Genomic DNA, 15976 nt, shown 5'->3' on the forward strand with positions numbered 1-15976 from the left:
AGTTCTTGAATTTGTAGGGAATCGGCAAGTTAGAGGGTCGCGCCTTACTTCTTCGCGGCGAACAGCGCGTCGAGCTTCTGCTCGAAGGTGTGGTAGTCGATGCGATCGTAAAGCTCCATGCGCGTCTGCATGGTGTCGATGACGTTCTGTTGCGTGCCGTCGCGGCGGATCGCGGTGTAGACGTTCTCGGCCGCCTTGTTCATGGCACGGAACGCCGACAGTGGGTACAGCACCAGGGATACATCGGCGCCGGCGAGCTGCTCGGTGGTGTACAACGGTGTGGCGCCGAACTCGGTGATATTGGCGAGGATCGGCGCCTTCACGCGGCTGGCGAACAGCTTGTACATCTCAAGCTCGGTAATGGCTTCGGGGAAAATCATGTCGGCCCCGGCTTCGATGCACGCGGCGGCGCGGTCCAGGGCCGAGTCCAGCCCTTCCACGGCCAAGGCATCGGTGCGCGCCATGATCACGAAGCTGTCGTCGGTGCGGGCATCGACGGCGGCCTTGATGCGGTCGACCATTTCCTGCTGCGACACGATTTCCTTGTTCGGGCGATGGCCGCAACGCTTGGCGCCGACCTGATCCTCGATGTGAATCGCCGCCGCGCCGAACTTGATCATCGACTTGACAGTGCGGGCCACGTTGAACGCCGAAGAGCCGAAACCGGTGTCCACGTCCACCAGCAATGGCAAGTCGCAGACGTCGGTGATCCGCCGCACGTCGGTCAGCACGTCGTCCAGGCCGGTGATACCCAGGTCCGGCACGCCGAGGGAACCAGCGGCGACGCCGCCGCCCGACAGGTAGATCGCCTTGAAACCGGCGCGCTTGGCCAACAGTGCGTGGTTGGCGTTGATCGTGCCCACCACTTGCAGCGGATGCTCAATGGCGACCGCATCGCGGAATCGCTGGCCTGGCGTGCTGTTGCTGGAACTCATGACTCACCTCGTTCAGTGGTGGCGCTGTCCTGGTAATGACGCGCGATATTGCGTTTGGAGGCGCCGATGTGCCGGCGCATCAGTAACTCAGCCAGCTCACCGTCACGGTCGGCAATGGCATCGAGAATCCGGTGGTGCTCGGCAAAGGCCTGACGCGGACGGTTGGGCGTGGTGGAAAACTGGATGCGGTACATGCGCACCAATTGATACAGCTCGCCGCAGAGCATCTGGGTCAGGGTGCGGTTGCCGCTGCCCTGGATGATCCGGTAATGGAAGTCGAAATCGCCTTCCTGCTGGTAATAGCCGACTCCGGCCTGGAACGCCGCATCGCGCTCGTGAGTTTCCAGAACCCGGCGCAACTCGTCGATTTCTTCGAGCGTCATGCGCTCGGCCGCCAGGCGACAGGCCATGCCTTCGAGGGACTCGCGGATCTCGTAGAGCTCCAGCAGCTCGGCGTGGTTGAGCGACACCACTCGGGCACCGACGTGGGGCACGCGCACCAGCAGGCGCTGACCCTCCAGGCGATGGATCGCCTCGCGCAACGGCCCGCGGCTGATGCCGTAGGTACGGGCCAGCTCGGGCTCGGAAATCTTGCTGCCGGGGGCGATTTCACCTTTGACGATGGCCGCCTGGATCCGCCGGAAGACGTTCTCGGAGAGTGTCTCCGAGTCATCTTGAGCCGCCACCGGTGAATCGAGCTGTTCGAGCATATTGTCGACACCTTTAAAATCAATGAAGCAAAAACTAACCAATGGCAGGGTAAACGTCAAAGCAAAAATCTAAATTGTCGACAATCATCTAATAATGGGTAGCATGCCCAGGCGACGCCGGGATGACTCGTAGCCTCCGGCCAGCGGTGGCGTCAGAAAACCACCGTGCTAGAATGCGCCGCTGTTTACTGCTCTTCTATTTATAGAGAAGGCTACCGAAGGAGCTTGTGCAGTAATGCCAGGGCCTGAACCGATAAACGGAACGCCGTGCACCAGGATCTATGACACTCAAGCCCTTATCTGCCGTTCTTTATTTCATATGCCTGCCCGGCCTCGCCGCGGCGGGTGAAAAAACCGTGTACGGCCTCAACGAATACGCGACCTTGCAGGGCATCGACCTGGAGGTTGCCGCCAAGCTCGATACCGGCGCCAAGACCGCTTCGCTCAGCGCCCGCGACATCAAGCGCTTCAAGCGCAACGGTGAATCCTGGGTGCGTTTTTTCCTGGCCATCGACGCCGCCCACTCGCACCCTATCGAACGTCCGCTGGCCCGGGTCAGCAAGATCAAGCGCCGCGCCGGTGACTACGACCCGGAAGAAGGCAAGAAGTACACGGCCAGGCCGGTCATCGAACTGGATATCTGCATGGGTTCGGCCCTGCGCAGCATTGAAGTGAACCTGACCGACCGTAGCGCCTTCCAATACCCGTTGCTGATCGGTTCCGAGGCGCTCAAGCGCTTCGATGCGCTGGTCGACCCCAGTCTTAAATACGCTGCCGGCAAACCCGCCTGCGCCAATGCCGCTCAAACCGCAGAGTAATTCCAATGCGCTCCCTGACCCTCCATTTGAAAGTGCTGATCGCCATCCTGGTGGTGCTGGGCCTGTCGGTAACGGCCTATCAGATTTTCGTGCTCGGCATCCCGGTGACCGAAGACGCCACCGATGACCTGTGGAACATCGACGCCAAGGTCGAGTTCGTGCCCAACGCCAAGGATCCGGTGAAGATCCAGATGTTCGTCCCGCCGCTGAGCCGCGACTATGTCAGCCTCAACGAGAGCTTCATCTCCAACAACTACGGTGTGGCGGTGAACCGGGTCGATGGCAACCGCAAGGTAACGTGGTCGGCACGCCGGGCCAAGGGCAACCAGACGCTGTATTACCGCCTGGTGCTGACCAAGCGCTACAGCGCCGAGAAAACCAAGGTCAAGGGCCCGACATTCCGCGACAGCATCGCTGTAGAAGGCCCGGAGAAGCTCGCCGCCGAAGCGCTGCTCGCGCCGATCCGCCAGCACTCGGCTGACGTGGAAACCTTCATCAGCGAAGCCATCAAGCGTGTCAACAATCTCAATGACGACAACGTCAAGCTGCTGCTGGCCGGTGATCCGTCGTCGAGCAACAAAGCCCGGATCGTCGAACTGGTGCTGTCCATCGCCCACGTGCCGGTGGAGAAAGTCCACACCATCCGCCTGGTCGCCGACCAACCGCAGACACCCGAACTGTGGCTGCGCAGCTTCAACGGCACCGACTGGCTGTATTTCAACCCGGACACCGGCGAACAGGGCCTGCCCACCGACCGCCTGCTGTGGTGGACCGGCGATGAAAACCTGATCACCGTCGATGGCGGCAAGAAAGCCACCGTCACCTTCAGCATGAACAACAGTGAAATGAACGCCATTCGCCTGGCCAAGCTGACCGACGAGAACACCGACGCCAACTTCCTCGAATACTCGCTCTACGGCCTGCCACTGCAAACCCAGCAGACGTTCATGATCATGGTGATGATCCCGATTGGCGTGCTGGTGATCCTGGTGTTGCGCAACCTGATCGGTTTGCAGACCCTGGGTACGTTTACGCCGGTGCTGATCGCCCTGGCCTTTCGCGAAACCCAGCTGGGCTTCGGGATCATCCTGTTCACGGTGATCACCACCCTGGGCCTGTCGCTACGCTCCTACCTGGAGCACCTCAAGCTGCAGATGCTGCCACGGCTGTCGGTGGTGCTGACATTCGTGGTGGTGCTGATCGCGGCCATCAGCCTGTTCAGCCATAAGCTGGGCCTGGAGCGCGGCTTGTCGGTGGCGCTGTTCCCGATGGTGATCCTGACCATGACCATCGAACGCCTGTCCATCACCTGGGAAGAGCGTGGCGCCGGCCATGCCATGAAAGTCGCCATCGGCACGCTGTTCGCCGCCTCCTTGGCGCACCTGATCATGAGCGTGCCGGAACTGGTGTACTTCGTCTTCACCTTCCCGGCGATCCTGCTGATCCTGGTGGGCTTCATGTTGGCCATGGGTCGCTATCGCGGCTACCGCCTGACCGAGCTGGTACGGTTCAAGGCCTTTCTAAAGGCTGACTCGTAATGTTCGGCTTCTGGAAGACCTGGAAGGCCCTGGAGGCCCGGGGCATCATGGGCATCAACCGGCGTAACGCCGACTACGTGCTCAAGTACAACAAGCGCAGCCTGTACCCGATCGTCGACGACAAGATCATCACCAAGGAGCGGGCCATCGAGGCCGGCATCCATGTGCCGGAGCTGTACGGGATCATCTCCACCGAAAAAGAAATCGAAAAACTCGATTCGATCATCGGCGGACGCACCGACTTCGTGATCAAACCGGCCCAGGGCGCGGGCGGCGACGGCATCATCGTGATTGCCGACCGCTTCGAGGGCCGCTATCGCACGGTGTCGGGCAAGATCATCAGTCACGAAGAGATCGAGCACCACATCTCCAGCATCCTCACCGGCCTGTATTCCCTGGGCGGCCACCGCGACCGGGCGCTGATCGAATACCGCGTGGTGCCGGACCAGATCTTCAAGAGCATCAGCTATGAAGGCGTGCCGGATATCCGCATCATCGTCCTGATGGGCTATCCGGTGATGGCGATGCTGCGGTTGCCGACCCGCCAGTCCGGCGGCAAGGCCAACCTTCACCAGGGTGCCATCGGCGTGGGCGTCGACCTCGCCACCGGCCTGACCCTGCGCGGCACCTGGCTGAACAACATCATCACCAAGCATCCCGACACCACCAACGCCGTGGACGGCGTGCAACTGCCCTACTGGGACGGCTTCATGAAACTGGCCGCCGGCTGCTATGAGCTGTGCGGGCTGGGCTACATCGGCGTCGACATGGTGCTGGATCAGGAAAAAGGCCCGTTGATCCTGGAGCTGAACGCCCGCCCGGGACTGAACATCCAGATCGCCAACGACTGCGGCCTGACCCTGCGCACCCACGCCGTGGAAGCCCGCCTCGAAGACCTCAAGACTCGGGGCGTAGTGGAAACCGTGGAAGAACGCGTGGCGTTTGCCCAGGAGTTGTTCGGGCATATTCCGCCGGTTGAAGGGTAAACCCTGAAGACTGAAATGCCCCCTGTGGCGAGGGAGCCTGCTCCCTCGCCACAGGGTTGAGCGGGGCTATTTCTGTCGCCTGACGTACCCATCTCCGACATCCCTCTAGGAGCAAATCCTACAGGAGATTACAATCGCTGCCCCGCCTGAACGGCTGACCCGCCTCGCCCATGCCAACCTGTTCCGTACATCCGCTGCCCTACCGCGCCAACCCCGCCGAGTACTTTGCGGCGATCCGTCATGCCCCCGGCAGCGTGCTGCTCGACAGCGGTCGGCCGAGCGCCGAGCGCGGGCGTTATGACCTGCTAAGCGCCTGGCCCCTGGCGCAACTGGCGGTGTTGCCGGACGAACGCGGTGCCGACTTCCTGCAACGCTTGCGCAGCCACCTGACACAGCTGGGCCCTGCGGAACTGCCCTCTTCGGTGCAATTGCCCTTCGCCGGCGGCCTGATTGGCTACCTGAGCTACGACTTCGGTCGACACCTGGAAGCCCTGCCGACCCACGCCACCGACGACCTGCACCTGCCCGATGCCCGTTTCGGCGTGTACGACTGGGCCCTGGTCAGCGATCACCAGGAAGCCACCAGCCAACTGGTGTTCCACCCCCAATGCGCCAAGCGCGAACGCCAGAGACTGATCGAGCTGTTCAACCAGCCGCAGACGCCGCCGCTCAACGACTTCAGCCTGGAACGACCGATGGCGCCCGACCTCAGCGCCGAGGCCTATCGACTGGCTTTCGAACGCATCCAGGGGTATATCCGGGCCGGCGATTGTTATCAGGTCAACTTTGCCCAGCGCTTCCGCGCACCGTGCCGGGGCGATGCCTGGGCCGCCTACCAGGCACTGCGGACAGCCTGCCCAACGCCGTTTTCCGGGTTCCAGAGCCTGGCTGATGGCGGTGCGGTGCTGAGCCTGTCGCCGGAACGCTTCGTCAAGGTCAGCCACGGTCATGTGGAAACCCGACCGATCAAAGGCACCCGCCCCCGCGGCACTACGCCCGCCGAAGACGCCGCCCACGCGACCGAGCTGCTGGCCAGTCCCAAGGACCGAGCGGAAAACCTGATGATCGTCGACCTGTTGCGCAACGACCTGGGCCGCACCTGCCGTATCGGCTCGGTGCGTGTGCCGGAACTGTTCAGCCTGGAAAGCTATCCGAACGTCCACCACCTGGTCAGCAGCGTGACCGGCGAACTGGCCGAGGACAAAGATGCCCTGGACCTGATCGCCGGCAGCTTCCCCGGCGGCTCGATCACCGGCGCCCCGAAAATCCGCGCGATGCAGATCATCGACGAACTCGAACCGACCCGACGCGGACTGTATTGCGGATCGCTGCTGTACCTGGACGTGCGTGGCGAGATGGACAGCTCCATCGCCATCCGCAGTCTGCTGGTCAAGGATGGGCAGGTGTGTTGCTGGGGCGGTGGCGGGATTGTCGCGGATTCGGACTGGCAGGCGGAGTACCAGGAATCGATCACCAAGGTGAAGGTGCTGCTGGACACATTGCAGAGCTTGTAACCGGCCCTTTGTGGGAGCGAGCCTGCTCGCGATAGCGGTTTGTCAGCAAAATCCATGGTGACTGAACCACCGCTATCGCGAGCGGGCTCGCTCCCACAGAGGATGTGGTTTACAGGCTCAACATCCGCTTCGACGCCCTGATGAATTCCTGCTTCAACTCGGCAAAGCTGTGCACCGCCGGGAATTGCGGGAATTCGCGGATCACGTTCTCCGGCGCATGGAACAGAATTCCGGCATCGGCCTCGCCGAGCATCGTGGTGTCGTTGTAGGAATCCCCCGCCGCAATCACCCGGTAATACAGACTCTTGAAGGCCAGGACTGACTGGCGTTTGGGATCTTTCTGACGCAGTTGGTAGCCGGTGACGCGCCCGCTGTCATCGGTAATCAGCCGATGGCAGAGCAACGTCGGGAAACCCAGCTGGCGCATCAGCGGTTGGGAAAATTCGTAGAACGTGTCGGATAGAATCACCACCTGGAAGCGTTCGCGCAGCCAATCGACGAATTCGATGGCGCCTTCCAGGGGCTTGAGCGTGGCGATGACTTCCTGGATATCGGAGAGCTTGAGGCCGTGCTCATCGAGGATGCGCAGCCGCTGCTTCATCAGCACGTCATAGTCGGGAATGTCCCGAGTGGTCGCCCTGAGGGATTCAATCCCGGTTTTTTCGGCGAAGGCGATCCAGATCTCCGGGACCAGCACACCTTCCAGATCGAGACAGGCAATTTCCACAAGACACTCCCACTTATTCTGATGTTTATCGGTTGAGCGAATAAAAGCCCCGCCGACTCTAGCCATTCGTCCGAACCTGCGCAACGCACAGGAGCGCGCCAGCCCCGACAGCTTTTGTTACCATCAGCCCCATATAGAGCGCCCAGCGCCACCGACCTGTAGGAAACCGCCCTGATGAGCCCATCGTTTGACGTCGTGGAACTCGCCACGACCTATGCCAACAAGTCCCCCCAGGACATCCTCAAGCTGGCCTTCGCCGAATTCGGCGACGACCTGTGGCTGTCCTTCAGCGGCGCCGAAGATGTGGTGCTGGTGGACATGGCCTGGAAGCTGAACAAGAACGTCAAGGTGTTCAGCCTCGACACCGGTCGCCTGCATCCTGAAACCTACCGCTTCATCGATCAGGTGCGCGAGCACTACAAGATCGATATCGAACTGGTCTCCCCGGACCATACGAAGCTGGACCCGTTCGTGAAGGAAAAAGGCCTGTTCAGTTTTTACAGGGATGGCCACGGCGAGTGCTGTGGCATTCGCAAGATCGAGCCGCTGCGCCGCAAGCTCACCGACGTACGCGCCTGGGCCACCGGCCAGCGTCGCGACCAAAGCCCCGGCACCCGCAGCCAGGTGGCTGTATTGGAAATCGACACGGCGTTTTCTACCCCCGAGCGCACTCTGTATAAATTCAACCCGTTGTCGCAAATGACCAGCGAGGAAGTCTGGGGCTACATCCGCATGCTGGAGCTGCCCTATAACAGCCTGCACGAACGCGGCTTCATCAGCATTGGCTGCGAGCCCTGCACGCGCCCGGTGCTGCCGAACCAGCACGAACGTGAAGGTCGCTGGTGGTGGGAAGAAGCCACGCAGAAAGAATGCGGGCTGCACGCCGGGAACATCATTGCCAAATCCAAGACTGTCTAAGCGACCACCGCACCTGTACACAAAAATGTCACTATAAGTGTCATTTTTGTGTGCACTTACCTGTTCATTGCCCCTTAAAGTTACATCGATCTTCCCACCCCGCCCGCCCCTTCTGCCCTCCTTGGCGTTCGGACAAAAAAATACCTGTTTAATCGGTCAGTTTTAAAGCGCCGATTTTCAGTTACTTATCAAAAATTCATAACAAAACGAAATTATCGCGGAGCTGGATAGATCCGTAAGTGGCATAAATCTGGCTTGAGTCGACAAGTGTTTTGTATACAACATTTATAAAACCTACACACACTTTAGATCCGCAAGCCTGAAGCGCCCTATCCCGTACAGGCTGCAGATGCCCCGTAACCAATGGTTGCTCGCCCCGCCACGACGAAGATTGCCGAGCCTGGCGCTCATGCACAGTCATCGCGGCGCCGAGAATCAGGAGCCTGCCGGAATGCGTACAAGTCTCTCCAATAACATTGCGCTGGATCTACCTTCCTCTCCTACTGCCCTCGAAGACAAAGGCGCGGTTTCCCTGGCCTTGAGCCCAAGGTTGCATAACAAGGACCTAGCGCCGACCAAGGTCGAAGGCCGCCGCTGGGGCCGCTACAGCATCTTTGCCCTGTGGACCAATGACGTACACAACATCGCCAACTACTCCTTTGCCATCGGCTTGTATGCGCTGGGCCTGGGCGGCTGGCAGATCTTGCTGTCGCTGGGCATCGGCGCCGCGCTGGTGTACGGCTTCATGAACCTGTCCGGCTACATGGGGCAGAAGACCGGCGTACCGTTTCCAGTGATCAGCCGGATCAGCTTCGGAATCCACGGGGCGCAGATTCCTGCATTGATCCGCGCGGTCATCGCGATTGCCTGGTTCGGCATCCAGACCTACCTGGCCTCGGTGGTGTTCCGGGTGCTGCTGGTGGCGATCCACCCTGGCTTCGCCGATTACGACCACAACTCGATCCTCGGCCTGTCGAGCCTGGGCTGGGTGTGTTTCGTGATGATCTGGTTCGTGCAACTGGTGATCCTGGCCTACGGCATGGAAACGGTGCGCCGTTATGAAGGGTTTGCCGGGCCGGTGATCCTGGTCACCGTCGCCGCTCTCGCCGGGTGGATGTACACCCAGGCCGGCGCCACCATCGCCTGGTCGATCCGCGAGCCGCTGACCGGGGGCGAGATGTGGCGCAACATTTTTGCCGGCGGCGCATTGTGGCTGGCGATCTATGGCACGTTGATCCTTAACTTTTGCGACTTTGCCCGCTCTTCGCCGTGCCGGCGGACCATCGTCGTGGGAAATTTCTGGGGCCTGCCGGTGAACATTCTGGTGTTTGCCGGGATTACCATCCTGCTCTGCGGCGCGCAGTTCCAGATCAACGGGCAAATCATCGAAAGCCCGACCCAAGTCATTGCCTCGATTCCCAACACCTTCTTTCTGGTGCTCGGCTGCCTGGCCTTCCTGATCGTCACTGTGGCGGTGAACATCATGGCCAACTTCGTCGCGCCGGCCTTCGTGCTCAGCAACCTGGCCCCCAAATACCTGAACTTCCGCCGCGCCGGGCTGATCAGCGCCGCCATCGCTGTGTTGATCCTGCCGTGGAACCTCTACAACAGCCCGCTGGTGATCGTGTACTTCCTGTCCGGCCTCGGCGCGCTGCTCGGGCCGCTGTACGGCGTGATCATGGTCGACTACTGGCTGCTGCGAAAAGGCCGCATCAACGTGCCGCAGTTGTATAGCGAAGACCCGAACGGTGCGTACTTTTATAGTAACGGGGTAAACCTGCGGGCGGTGGCGGCGTTCATTCCGGCGGCGCTGATCGCGATCATCCTCGCGCTGGTGCCCGGTTTCGACAGTGTTTCCCCGTTTTCCTGGCTGATCGGCGCGTCGATTGCAGGGCTGCTCTACCTGATCATCGCCAAGCGCCAGCCGTACTACGAGGACGTCAGCGGTGAATCCATAGCTGTGGATAATGTCAGCCATTGATTGTTCAGGCGGCCCGCTGCGTTCGGGCCGCTTAACTTTTTGTGAATCAAGGAAAATGCTCATGCGAATTCTCGTGGTCAACGTCAACACCACCGAATCCATCACCCAGGCCATCGCCCGGCAGGCCCAAGCCGTTGCGGCCCCTGGCACCGAGATCGTCGGGCTCACGCCGCATTTCGGTGCCGATTCCATCGAGGGCAATTTTGAAAGCTACCTGGCGGCCATCGCGGTGATGGACCGAGTGATGGCCTACGACCAGCCATTCGAAGCAGTGATCCAGGCCGGTTACGGCGAGCACGGTCGCGAAGGTTTGCAGGAGCTGCTGAACGTACCGGTGGTGGACATCACCGATGCCGGCGCCAGCACCGCGATGTTCCTCGGCCATGCGTATTCGGTGGTCACGACCCTGGATCGCACCGTACCGTTGATCGAGGACCGCCTCAAACTATCCGGCCTGTTCGACCGCTGCGCCTCGGTGCGGGCCAGTGGCCTGGCGGTGCTGGAACTTGAGCAGGATCCACAGCGAGCGGTTGAAGCGGTGGTGCAGCAGGCCGAATTGGCGGTCAGCCAGGACAAGGCCGAGGTCATTTGCCTGGGCTGCGGCGGCATGGCCGGGCTCGATGAACAGATCCGCCAACGCACCGGAGTGCCGGTGGTGGATGGCGTGACTGCGGCGGTGACCGTTGCCGAATCCCTGGTGCGGCTGGGGTTGTCGACGTCGAAGGTGCGCACTTATGCAACGCCTCGGCCCAAGACCATCATTGGCTGGCCGGGGCGGTTTGGGCGGTGAGCTGTTCGCTCAAGACCGAGTTGCACTCATCGCGAGCAGGCTCGCTCCCACAAGGGATTGCAGTGACCGCAACATTACAGTCACCACAAAACAGGGTGGGAGCGAGCCTGCTCGCGATAGGCGCGACTCGGTCCCAAGCCAAGCTCAAACCGCACTGAACCGCTCCCCCCATCCCAGCTGCGCAAACCGCTCGATGATGAAATCCACAAACGCCCGGGTCTTGCCCGGCAGCAGCTTGTGCTCGGCGTAATAAATCGAGATGTTGCCATCATCGACGTACCAGTCCGGCAGCACCCGAAGCAACCCGCCGGAGTCGAGGTAAGGCACGGCCACCGGCATGCTGACCAGACCAATGCCCAACCCTTGGGCCGCCGCCGCGCAGTCGGCTTCCGAGTCGCTCATGGTCATGCGCGCCTTGAGCATGAGTGGACTGTGCTGGCGCGTGCGACTGGTCAATTGCCAGGAGCGAATCCGCCCGGTTTGCGGTGAGCGGATCAGGATGCCCTGGTGATACGCCAGGTCTTCAGGCTCGATGATCGGCGCATGGTTTTGCAAGTAGTCCGGGGAGGCGACCAGGACCCGATGCGCCACCGCCAGCTTGCGCGCCACCACGCCCTGAGGCAGTTCGAAACCGCCTCCGATGGCCGCATCGAAACCTTGGCCGATCAGATCGACCTGGCGGTTATCGAAATGCCAATCCGGGCTGATCGCCGGGTAGCGCTGTAGGAAGTCACTCAGCAAAGGCACCACGTACAACCGGCCAAATGCCGTGCCCATGCTCACCTTCAGCGTGCCCGCAGGCTGCCCGCCGGCACTTGCCAGATTGGCGACCGCGTTCTGGATGGTGCTGAAGCTGCTGCCGACTTCCCGCAGAAACAGTTGCCCGGCTTCGGTCAGCGTCAGGCTGCGGGTGCTGCGTTGAAACAGCCGCACTCCCAGCCGCGCCTCGAGCTTGGCGACGCTCTTACCCACGGCTGCAGGCGTCAGGCTCAAGCGGCGCGCGGCCTCGGCAAAGCTGCCGACTTCGGCACTGCGAACAAAGCATTCGATACTGCTGAAGGTTTCCATAAGCGCCACTCTAAACTTTTGGTTTACACAGACTGTATCAGCTGACGTCTACTCAGCCGATCGACAATTGCTGATACTCGCCTCCATCAACCGCGGCATCCCGCCTCGGCAGTTTTGGAGAATCCCATGAGTACTCAAGCATTGAGCGGTAAAGTCGCCCTGATCCAGGGCGGTTCACGCGGTATCGGCGCCGCCATCGTCAAACGTCTGGCAGCCGAAGGCGCAGCGGTGGCCTTCACTTACGTCAGCTCGGCCGCCAAGTCGGAAGAACTGCAGAACACCATCACTGCGGCCGGTGGCAAGGCCCTGGCGATCAAGGCTGACAGCGCCGACGCTGACGCGATCCGCAATGCGGTGGAAGCCACGGTCGAAGCCTTCGGCCGGCTGGACATCCTGGTCAATAACGCCGGCGTGCTGGCAATGGCTCCGCTGAACGAATTCAAGCTCGAAGATTTCGACCAGACCCTGGCCATCAACGTGCGCAGCGTGTTCATCGCCACCCAGGCGGCTGCCCGGCACATGGCTGAAGGCGGTCGGGTCATCAACATCGGCAGCACCAACGCCGACCGCATGCCCTTCGCTGGCGGTGCCCCCTACGCCATGAGCAAGGCCGCACTGGTGGGCCTGACCAAAGGCCTGGCCCGTGACCTGGGCCCTCAGGGCATCACCGTCAATAACGTGCAGCCCGGCCCGGTAGACACCGACATGAACCCGGCCGACAGCGACTTCGCCTCCAGCCTGATGTCGTTGATGGCCGTCGGACGCTACGGCAAGGCGGATGAAATCGCCAGTTTCGTCGCCTACCTGGCAGGCCCGGAAGCTGGTTACATCACCGGTGCCAGCCTGACCATCGACGGTGGTTTCGGCGCTTGATCCATGCATAAAAAAACGCCGGTCATGGATCACCATGACCGGCGTTGTGTTGTGTCGCGCTTCTTTGTCAGGCCCATTCCAGCTCTGGCAGGCCGCATAGACCCGGCTGGAACATCTTCAACGAACGGATGATCGCGTCGGCGTGGGCGTATTTCTCATCGGCCATGGCCGGGTCCGGAATCGCGATGGCGGTCATGCCTGCCGCTTTCGCGGCCGTGACCCCGAACGGCGAATCTTCGAACACCAGGCAATCGCGAGGCGCAACGCCGAGGCGACGTGCAGCAGTCAGGAAGATGTCCGGTGCCGGTTTGGCTGCGCCAACTTCCGGGTCGTCCGCCGTCACGATAAAGTCGAACAACGCGAACCAGTCGCGATGTAGGGTGGTTTTCAGGGCAAACGATTGGCTCGACGAGCTGGTGCCCACCGCAATCGGAATGCCGCTGGCCTTCAAGTGCCGTACCAGTTCCTGAGCGCCGGGCATCGCCAGCGCACGGGGAAAACGCTCGCGCATCAGCGGCTCGCGGATCTCCAGGAACTGCTCCGGAGTGATCGGCAGTTCCAGCGCCTGGACCACGTAATTGGCCAGGTCTGCGGCACCGCGACCAATGATGTTTTGCTTCACGCTCCAATCGAAGGTGCGCCCGTAGCGCTCGGCGATGATGGAAGTCACCTCGGTGTAGATCCCCTCGGTGTCCAGCAGCAGCCCATCCATGTCGAAAATCACTGCTTTGATAGGGCCTAGCTCTTTGTGCGGTGGTTTCATCGCATCGGATCCGTCATCAACACCCCCATGCAGGGAAATCCCGCGCAGGATGTTTGCCTTAAAGGATTCAGCAGAATAACGACAGCGCCCTGAAACAGGCAATGAGAAATCCAGATGTCATGCAATCCGATGTGAAGAGGGAGCGTAGTCCCTCTCCGTAACATCGATCGGTCCGGTTATTTTATTGGCCCGAACTGCCAGAGCCTCCAGAACCGGAGCCACCGCCCGAGCCTCCGGCACCGCCGCTGTCGCTAGTGCCGGTCCCGCCGTTGGTGCTGCCCCCGGCAGGTGCACCACCCATCGTGCTGCCACCGCTGGTCGAACCCGTCCCCGTACCCGGGCTGGTGCTGCTGCCACTGGCGTCGCCTCCATTACCACCGCCCACGGAGCCAGGGGGCAAGGCGTTACCGCCGACGTCCGAAGTACCTCCCGCATCCATTTGTGTCGACGGCGGCATTCCGCCTTTATCCACAGGGGCATTGCCGCCTGAAGTCTGTGCGAAAGTAGCCACGGAACTGACCGAAAGAATCCCGGCGAGCGTCAGCGCTGTCACGTTGGATTTCATCATGGTGGATCTCCTTTTTCATGGTACCTACCTGATGTGTGGCAATCATGACGCGCTGATGGTGCCTGTGGATCGACAGGCGGCGCTGATGATCAGCTCGGTTTACCCGACGCGTCGTCACCGGCAATGTCCGGGTCATCCGGCGCGGCTTCGATATCGTCATCATCACTCGGGGCTTGCTCCGTTCCGGCCTCATCGTCGGGCGGCAACTGGTCGCGGCTCAGCGGGTTGGTGGGCGATGGCAGTGGATATTCCGGGGTTTCATCATTGGGGACAGGCGAATCGGCAGTCATTACAACCTCCTGAGTGGGAATTCCCGACCTCATTCGTAGGACTCATCCTCAAGCTCGGCGTCTTCATCGTCGATCAGAGGTACCTGGGCATCGTCCATCAGCGAACCGGGATCTTCATTACCTGGGTCATTGACGAACGGAACACCCGTCGGGCCTTTTTCTTCCTTGCCTTCGGTTTCAGGCGTCATGACACACCTCGTGATTGTGGTGGATGTATGAATTCGAGGCGGGAGAACGGTGAACGTTCCGAAGAAATGTCTTGGAACGCATAGGCCTGGGAACCGCCAACACACTAACGGTGATCTCGGTCCTGAGCGGAAAAACAAAAAAACCGGCACCAGGCCTAATGCTGCTTAATTGAGATTTATCACTGGTCGTGGCGAGCGAGCTTGCTCCCTCGCCACGGGGCGGCGACATCATTAAGTGAACAGCATTGGGCACCAGGCCGGATCTATTCAGGCAAGCATCCGCTTAACGATGCTTGCGCTTATGCTTGTGCTTCTTGCCACCTGAATGCCTGTCATCGTCATCGGACAGATTGCTACCCAACGCACCACCGGCCGCGCCGCCGATGCCCGCACCGATGGTAGAACCGGTCGAGCCACCCAGGCGGTTTCCGACAATTGAACCGCCGGCCGAACCCAGACCACCGCCGATGGCCGCTTCAGTACGGCTGCCCTTGCGAGCCCCTACCGCGCTGCCGGCCGCGCCGCCGACACCCGCGCCAATCGCTGCGCCGGTGCTGCCGCCTATCTGCTGGCCGACCACATTCCCCAACACACCGCCCAGGCCACCGCCAACCGCAGCGGTCCCGTCACCGGCAGCCATTGCGCCTTGTGCAACCAGCAACCCAAGGACAAGAGTGGACAACGTCAAACGCATGATAAAAACCTCAAGAATGCCGCATCGGAAAGACGGCCGCTGCGCGCGGGCGCGAGTTTACGCCAAACGGCCAGGCCATGCCGGTTGGACAGCGGATACAGGAATTATTTTATGACAGGCAAAAAAAAGCCCGCTGGGGAAACGGGCAGGTACTGCTTTCTAACGGATGAGTTCAGACTACGTGGCCGCTTGTGAAAGAAACGTGAAAGAAACCGGTCGTTGAAAAAAGATGAAAAATATTTTCGCCGTGGCCATTTTTTTGAAGGAAAAAAACCGCGTAAAAAAAGCCCCATTCGGTGACGGGGCTGTGCTTGCGGCTATTTCTTGATTGGAATCCTGGGCAAAAACTTGGCCTTCTCTCCTCGCTGCACTTTCGCCACTTTTGTCTTGATTGACGGAATCGGCTCGCCGCCAAAATCAGAGCGGTAGGTCGACTGACCACATTGCAATCCTTCATTGATCGGATACGCGGCTCCGTGCTCCTCGCTGTACGGTGCTCCCATTACCTTTCCCCTATTGTCGAGGCCGCTACCGGCAATAACCCATTGCCTCAAAAATATTGGCCTTCCAGCCATGAGACTAGCCGGTCATCTACAGACTGCCGGTCCTTGCACT

The 15976-nt window shown here is 60.7% G+C and carries 17 protein-coding genes; 8 read left to right on the top strand and 9 right to left on the bottom strand.

The genetic code is table 11. The features are described from left to right. Positions 1-44: 44 nt before the first annotated feature. The gene (gene prpB, locus ACLEJQ_RS08600; RefSeq protein WP_440794004.1) at positions 45-935 is read right to left on the bottom strand and encodes a methylisocitrate lyase; all 891 of its coding nucleotides are present in this window, start codon (positions 933-935) and stop codon (positions 45-47) included. Next, entirely contained in the window at positions 932-1645 is a 714-nt protein-coding gene (locus tag ACLEJQ_RS08605) for a GntR family transcriptional regulator (RefSeq protein WP_440794006.1), read from the bottom strand. Before ACLEJQ_RS08605 ends, prpB begins: the two co-directional genes overlap by 4 nt. A 281-nt stretch (positions 1646-1926) precedes the next feature. On the opposite strand from ACLEJQ_RS08605, the gene rloA reads away from it, so the two are divergent. The 4 genes from rloA (at position 1927) to pabB (ending at position 6501) form a co-directional block, all read left to right on the top strand. Continuing rightward, entirely contained in the window at positions 1927-2463 is a 537-nt protein-coding gene (gene rloA, locus ACLEJQ_RS08610) for a retropepsin-like aspartic peptidase RloA (RefSeq protein ID WP_440794008.1), read from the top strand. 5 nt (positions 2464-2468) lie between these two features. After that, positions 2469-4001 carry an osmotic stress tolerance membrane protein RloB gene (gene rloB / locus ACLEJQ_RS08615; RefSeq protein ID WP_440794010.1) on the top strand — a complete coding sequence of 511 codons (1533 nt, stop codon included), beginning with the start codon at positions 2469-2471 and terminating at the stop codon, positions 3999-4001. Next, the gene (locus ACLEJQ_RS08620) at positions 4001-4987 is read left to right on the top strand and encodes an alpha-L-glutamate ligase-like protein (RefSeq protein WP_440794012.1); all 987 of its coding nucleotides are present in this window, start codon (positions 4001-4003) and stop codon (positions 4985-4987) included. The genes rloB and ACLEJQ_RS08620 overlap by 1 nt, the downstream gene beginning before the upstream one ends. Positions 4988-5157: 170 nt before the next feature. Continuing rightward, complete coding sequence (gene pabB, locus ACLEJQ_RS08625) at positions 5158-6501, top strand: aminodeoxychorismate synthase component I (protein ID WP_440794014.1); 1344 nt, start codon at positions 5158-5160, stop codon at positions 6499-6501. Positions 6502-6610: 109 nt separating this feature from the next. Here the strand turns inward: pabB and thrH are convergent, their stop codons facing one another. Continuing rightward, positions 6611-7228 (bottom strand): bifunctional phosphoserine phosphatase/homoserine phosphotransferase ThrH, encoded by a 618-nt coding sequence (gene thrH / locus ACLEJQ_RS08630; RefSeq protein ID WP_440794016.1) that lies wholly within the window; start codon positions 7226-7228, stop codon positions 6611-6613. A gap of 174 nt (positions 7229-7402) precedes the next feature. Between thrH and ACLEJQ_RS08635 the strand changes: the two genes are divergently transcribed. The 3 genes from ACLEJQ_RS08635 (at position 7403) to ACLEJQ_RS08645 (ending at position 10917) form a co-directional block, all read left to right on the top strand. Next, positions 7403-8146, top strand: a complete 744-nt coding sequence (locus ACLEJQ_RS08635) for a phosphoadenylyl-sulfate reductase (protein WP_440794018.1) — start codon at positions 7403-7405, stop codon at positions 8144-8146. 451 nt (positions 8147-8597) lie between these two features. Beyond that, positions 8598-10127 (top strand): NCS1 family nucleobase:cation symporter-1, encoded by a 1530-nt coding sequence (locus ACLEJQ_RS08640; protein ID WP_440794020.1) that lies wholly within the window; start codon positions 8598-8600, stop codon positions 10125-10127. A 61-nt stretch (positions 10128-10188) separates the two neighbouring features. Next, a complete protein-coding gene (locus tag ACLEJQ_RS08645; protein ID WP_440794021.1) occupies positions 10189-10917 on the top strand; it encodes an aspartate/glutamate racemase family protein in 729 nt (242 codons plus the stop codon). Between the two features lie 144 nt (positions 10918-11061). Here the strand turns inward: ACLEJQ_RS08645 and ACLEJQ_RS08650 are convergent, their stop codons facing one another. Further along, positions 11062-11985, bottom strand: a complete 924-nt coding sequence (locus ACLEJQ_RS08650) for a LysR family transcriptional regulator (protein WP_440794023.1) — start codon at positions 11983-11985, stop codon at positions 11062-11064. Between the two features lie 126 nt (positions 11986-12111). Here ACLEJQ_RS08650 and ACLEJQ_RS08655 point away from each other — a divergent pair, with 126 nt between their 5' ends. Next, complete coding sequence (locus tag ACLEJQ_RS08655) at positions 12112-12858, top strand: 3-oxoacyl-ACP reductase family protein (protein ID WP_440794025.1); 747 nt, start codon at positions 12112-12114, stop codon at positions 12856-12858. 67 nt (positions 12859-12925) lie between these two features. Here the strand turns inward: ACLEJQ_RS08655 and ACLEJQ_RS08660 are convergent, their stop codons facing one another. The 5 genes from ACLEJQ_RS08660 to ACLEJQ_RS08680 form a co-directional block, all read right to left on the bottom strand. Next, a complete protein-coding gene (locus tag ACLEJQ_RS08660) occupies positions 12926-13621 on the bottom strand; it encodes an HAD-IA family hydrolase (RefSeq protein ID WP_440794027.1) in 696 nt (231 codons plus the stop codon). 181 nt (positions 13622-13802) lie between these two features. Next, on the bottom strand, positions 13803-14189 hold the full coding sequence (locus tag ACLEJQ_RS08665; RefSeq protein ID WP_440794029.1) for a hypothetical protein: 387 nt from the start codon (positions 14187-14189) through the stop codon (positions 13803-13805). A gap of 89 nt (positions 14190-14278) precedes the next feature. Beyond that, positions 14279-14479 carry a hypothetical protein gene (locus ACLEJQ_RS08670; protein ID WP_440794031.1) on the bottom strand — a complete coding sequence of 67 codons (201 nt, stop codon included), beginning with the start codon at positions 14477-14479 and terminating at the stop codon, positions 14279-14281. 29 nt (positions 14480-14508) lie between these two features. Then, positions 14509-14667, bottom strand: a complete 159-nt coding sequence (locus tag ACLEJQ_RS08675; RefSeq protein ID WP_440794032.1) for a hypothetical protein — start codon at positions 14665-14667, stop codon at positions 14509-14511. Positions 14668-14950: 283 nt separating this feature from the next. After that, positions 14951-15361 (bottom strand): glycine zipper domain-containing protein, encoded by a 411-nt coding sequence (locus ACLEJQ_RS08680; RefSeq protein WP_440794034.1) that lies wholly within the window; start codon positions 15359-15361, stop codon positions 14951-14953. Between the last annotated feature and the right edge of the window lie 615 nt (positions 15362-15976).

Origin of the sequence: Pseudomonas sp. SMV71 (assembly GCF_052042015.1) — a bacterium.
Classification (GTDB): Bacteria; Pseudomonadota; Gammaproteobacteria; order Pseudomonadales; family Pseudomonadaceae; genus Aquipseudomonas.

Bases quoted from the DNA above. Each gene is read 5' to 3' on its own strand.
- ACLEJQ_RS08660 (WP_440794027.1), bottom strand. From the start codon at position 13,621: ATGAAACCACCGCACAAAGAGCTAGGCCCTATCAAAGCAGTGATTTTC.
- rloB (WP_440794010.1), top strand. From the start codon at position 2,469: ATGCGCTCCCTGACCCTCCATTTGAAAGTGCTGATCGCCATCCTGGTG.
- pabB (WP_440794014.1), top strand. From the start codon at position 5,158: ATGCCAACCTGTTCCGTACATCCGCTGCCCTACCGCGCCAACCCCGCC.
- ACLEJQ_RS08655 (WP_440794025.1), top strand. From the start codon at position 12,112: ATGAGTACTCAAGCATTGAGCGGTAAAGTCGCCCTGATCCAGGGCGGT.
- ACLEJQ_RS08665 (WP_440794029.1), bottom strand. From the start codon at position 14,189: ATGATGAAATCCAACGTGACAGCGCTGACGCTCGCCGGGATTCTTTCG.
- ACLEJQ_RS08605 (WP_440794006.1), bottom strand. From the start codon at position 1,645: ATGCTCGAACAGCTCGATTCACCGGTGGCGGCTCAAGATGACTCGGAG.
- rloA (WP_440794008.1), top strand. From the start codon at position 1,927: ATGACACTCAAGCCCTTATCTGCCGTTCTTTATTTCATATGCCTGCCC.
- ACLEJQ_RS08650 (WP_440794023.1), bottom strand. From the start codon at position 11,985: ATGGAAACCTTCAGCAGTATCGAATGCTTTGTTCGCAGTGCCGAAGTC.
- ACLEJQ_RS08680 (WP_440794034.1), bottom strand. From the start codon at position 15,361: ATGCGTTTGACGTTGTCCACTCTTGTCCTTGGGTTGCTGGTTGCACAA.
- ACLEJQ_RS08635 (WP_440794018.1), top strand. From the start codon at position 7,403: ATGAGCCCATCGTTTGACGTCGTGGAACTCGCCACGACCTATGCCAAC.
- prpB (WP_440794004.1), bottom strand. From the start codon at position 935: ATGAGTTCCAGCAACAGCACGCCAGGCCAGCGATTCCGCGATGCGGTC.
- ACLEJQ_RS08640 (WP_440794020.1), top strand. From the start codon at position 8,598: ATGCGTACAAGTCTCTCCAATAACATTGCGCTGGATCTACCTTCCTCT.
- ACLEJQ_RS08620 (WP_440794012.1), top strand. From the start codon at position 4,001: ATGTTCGGCTTCTGGAAGACCTGGAAGGCCCTGGAGGCCCGGGGCATC.
- ACLEJQ_RS08645 (WP_440794021.1), top strand. From the start codon at position 10,189: ATGCGAATTCTCGTGGTCAACGTCAACACCACCGAATCCATCACCCAG.
- ACLEJQ_RS08670 (WP_440794031.1), bottom strand. From the start codon at position 14,479: ATGACTGCCGATTCGCCTGTCCCCAATGATGAAACCCCGGAATATCCA.
- ACLEJQ_RS08675 (WP_440794032.1), bottom strand. From the start codon at position 14,667: ATGACGCCTGAAACCGAAGGCAAGGAAGAAAAAGGCCCGACGGGTGTT.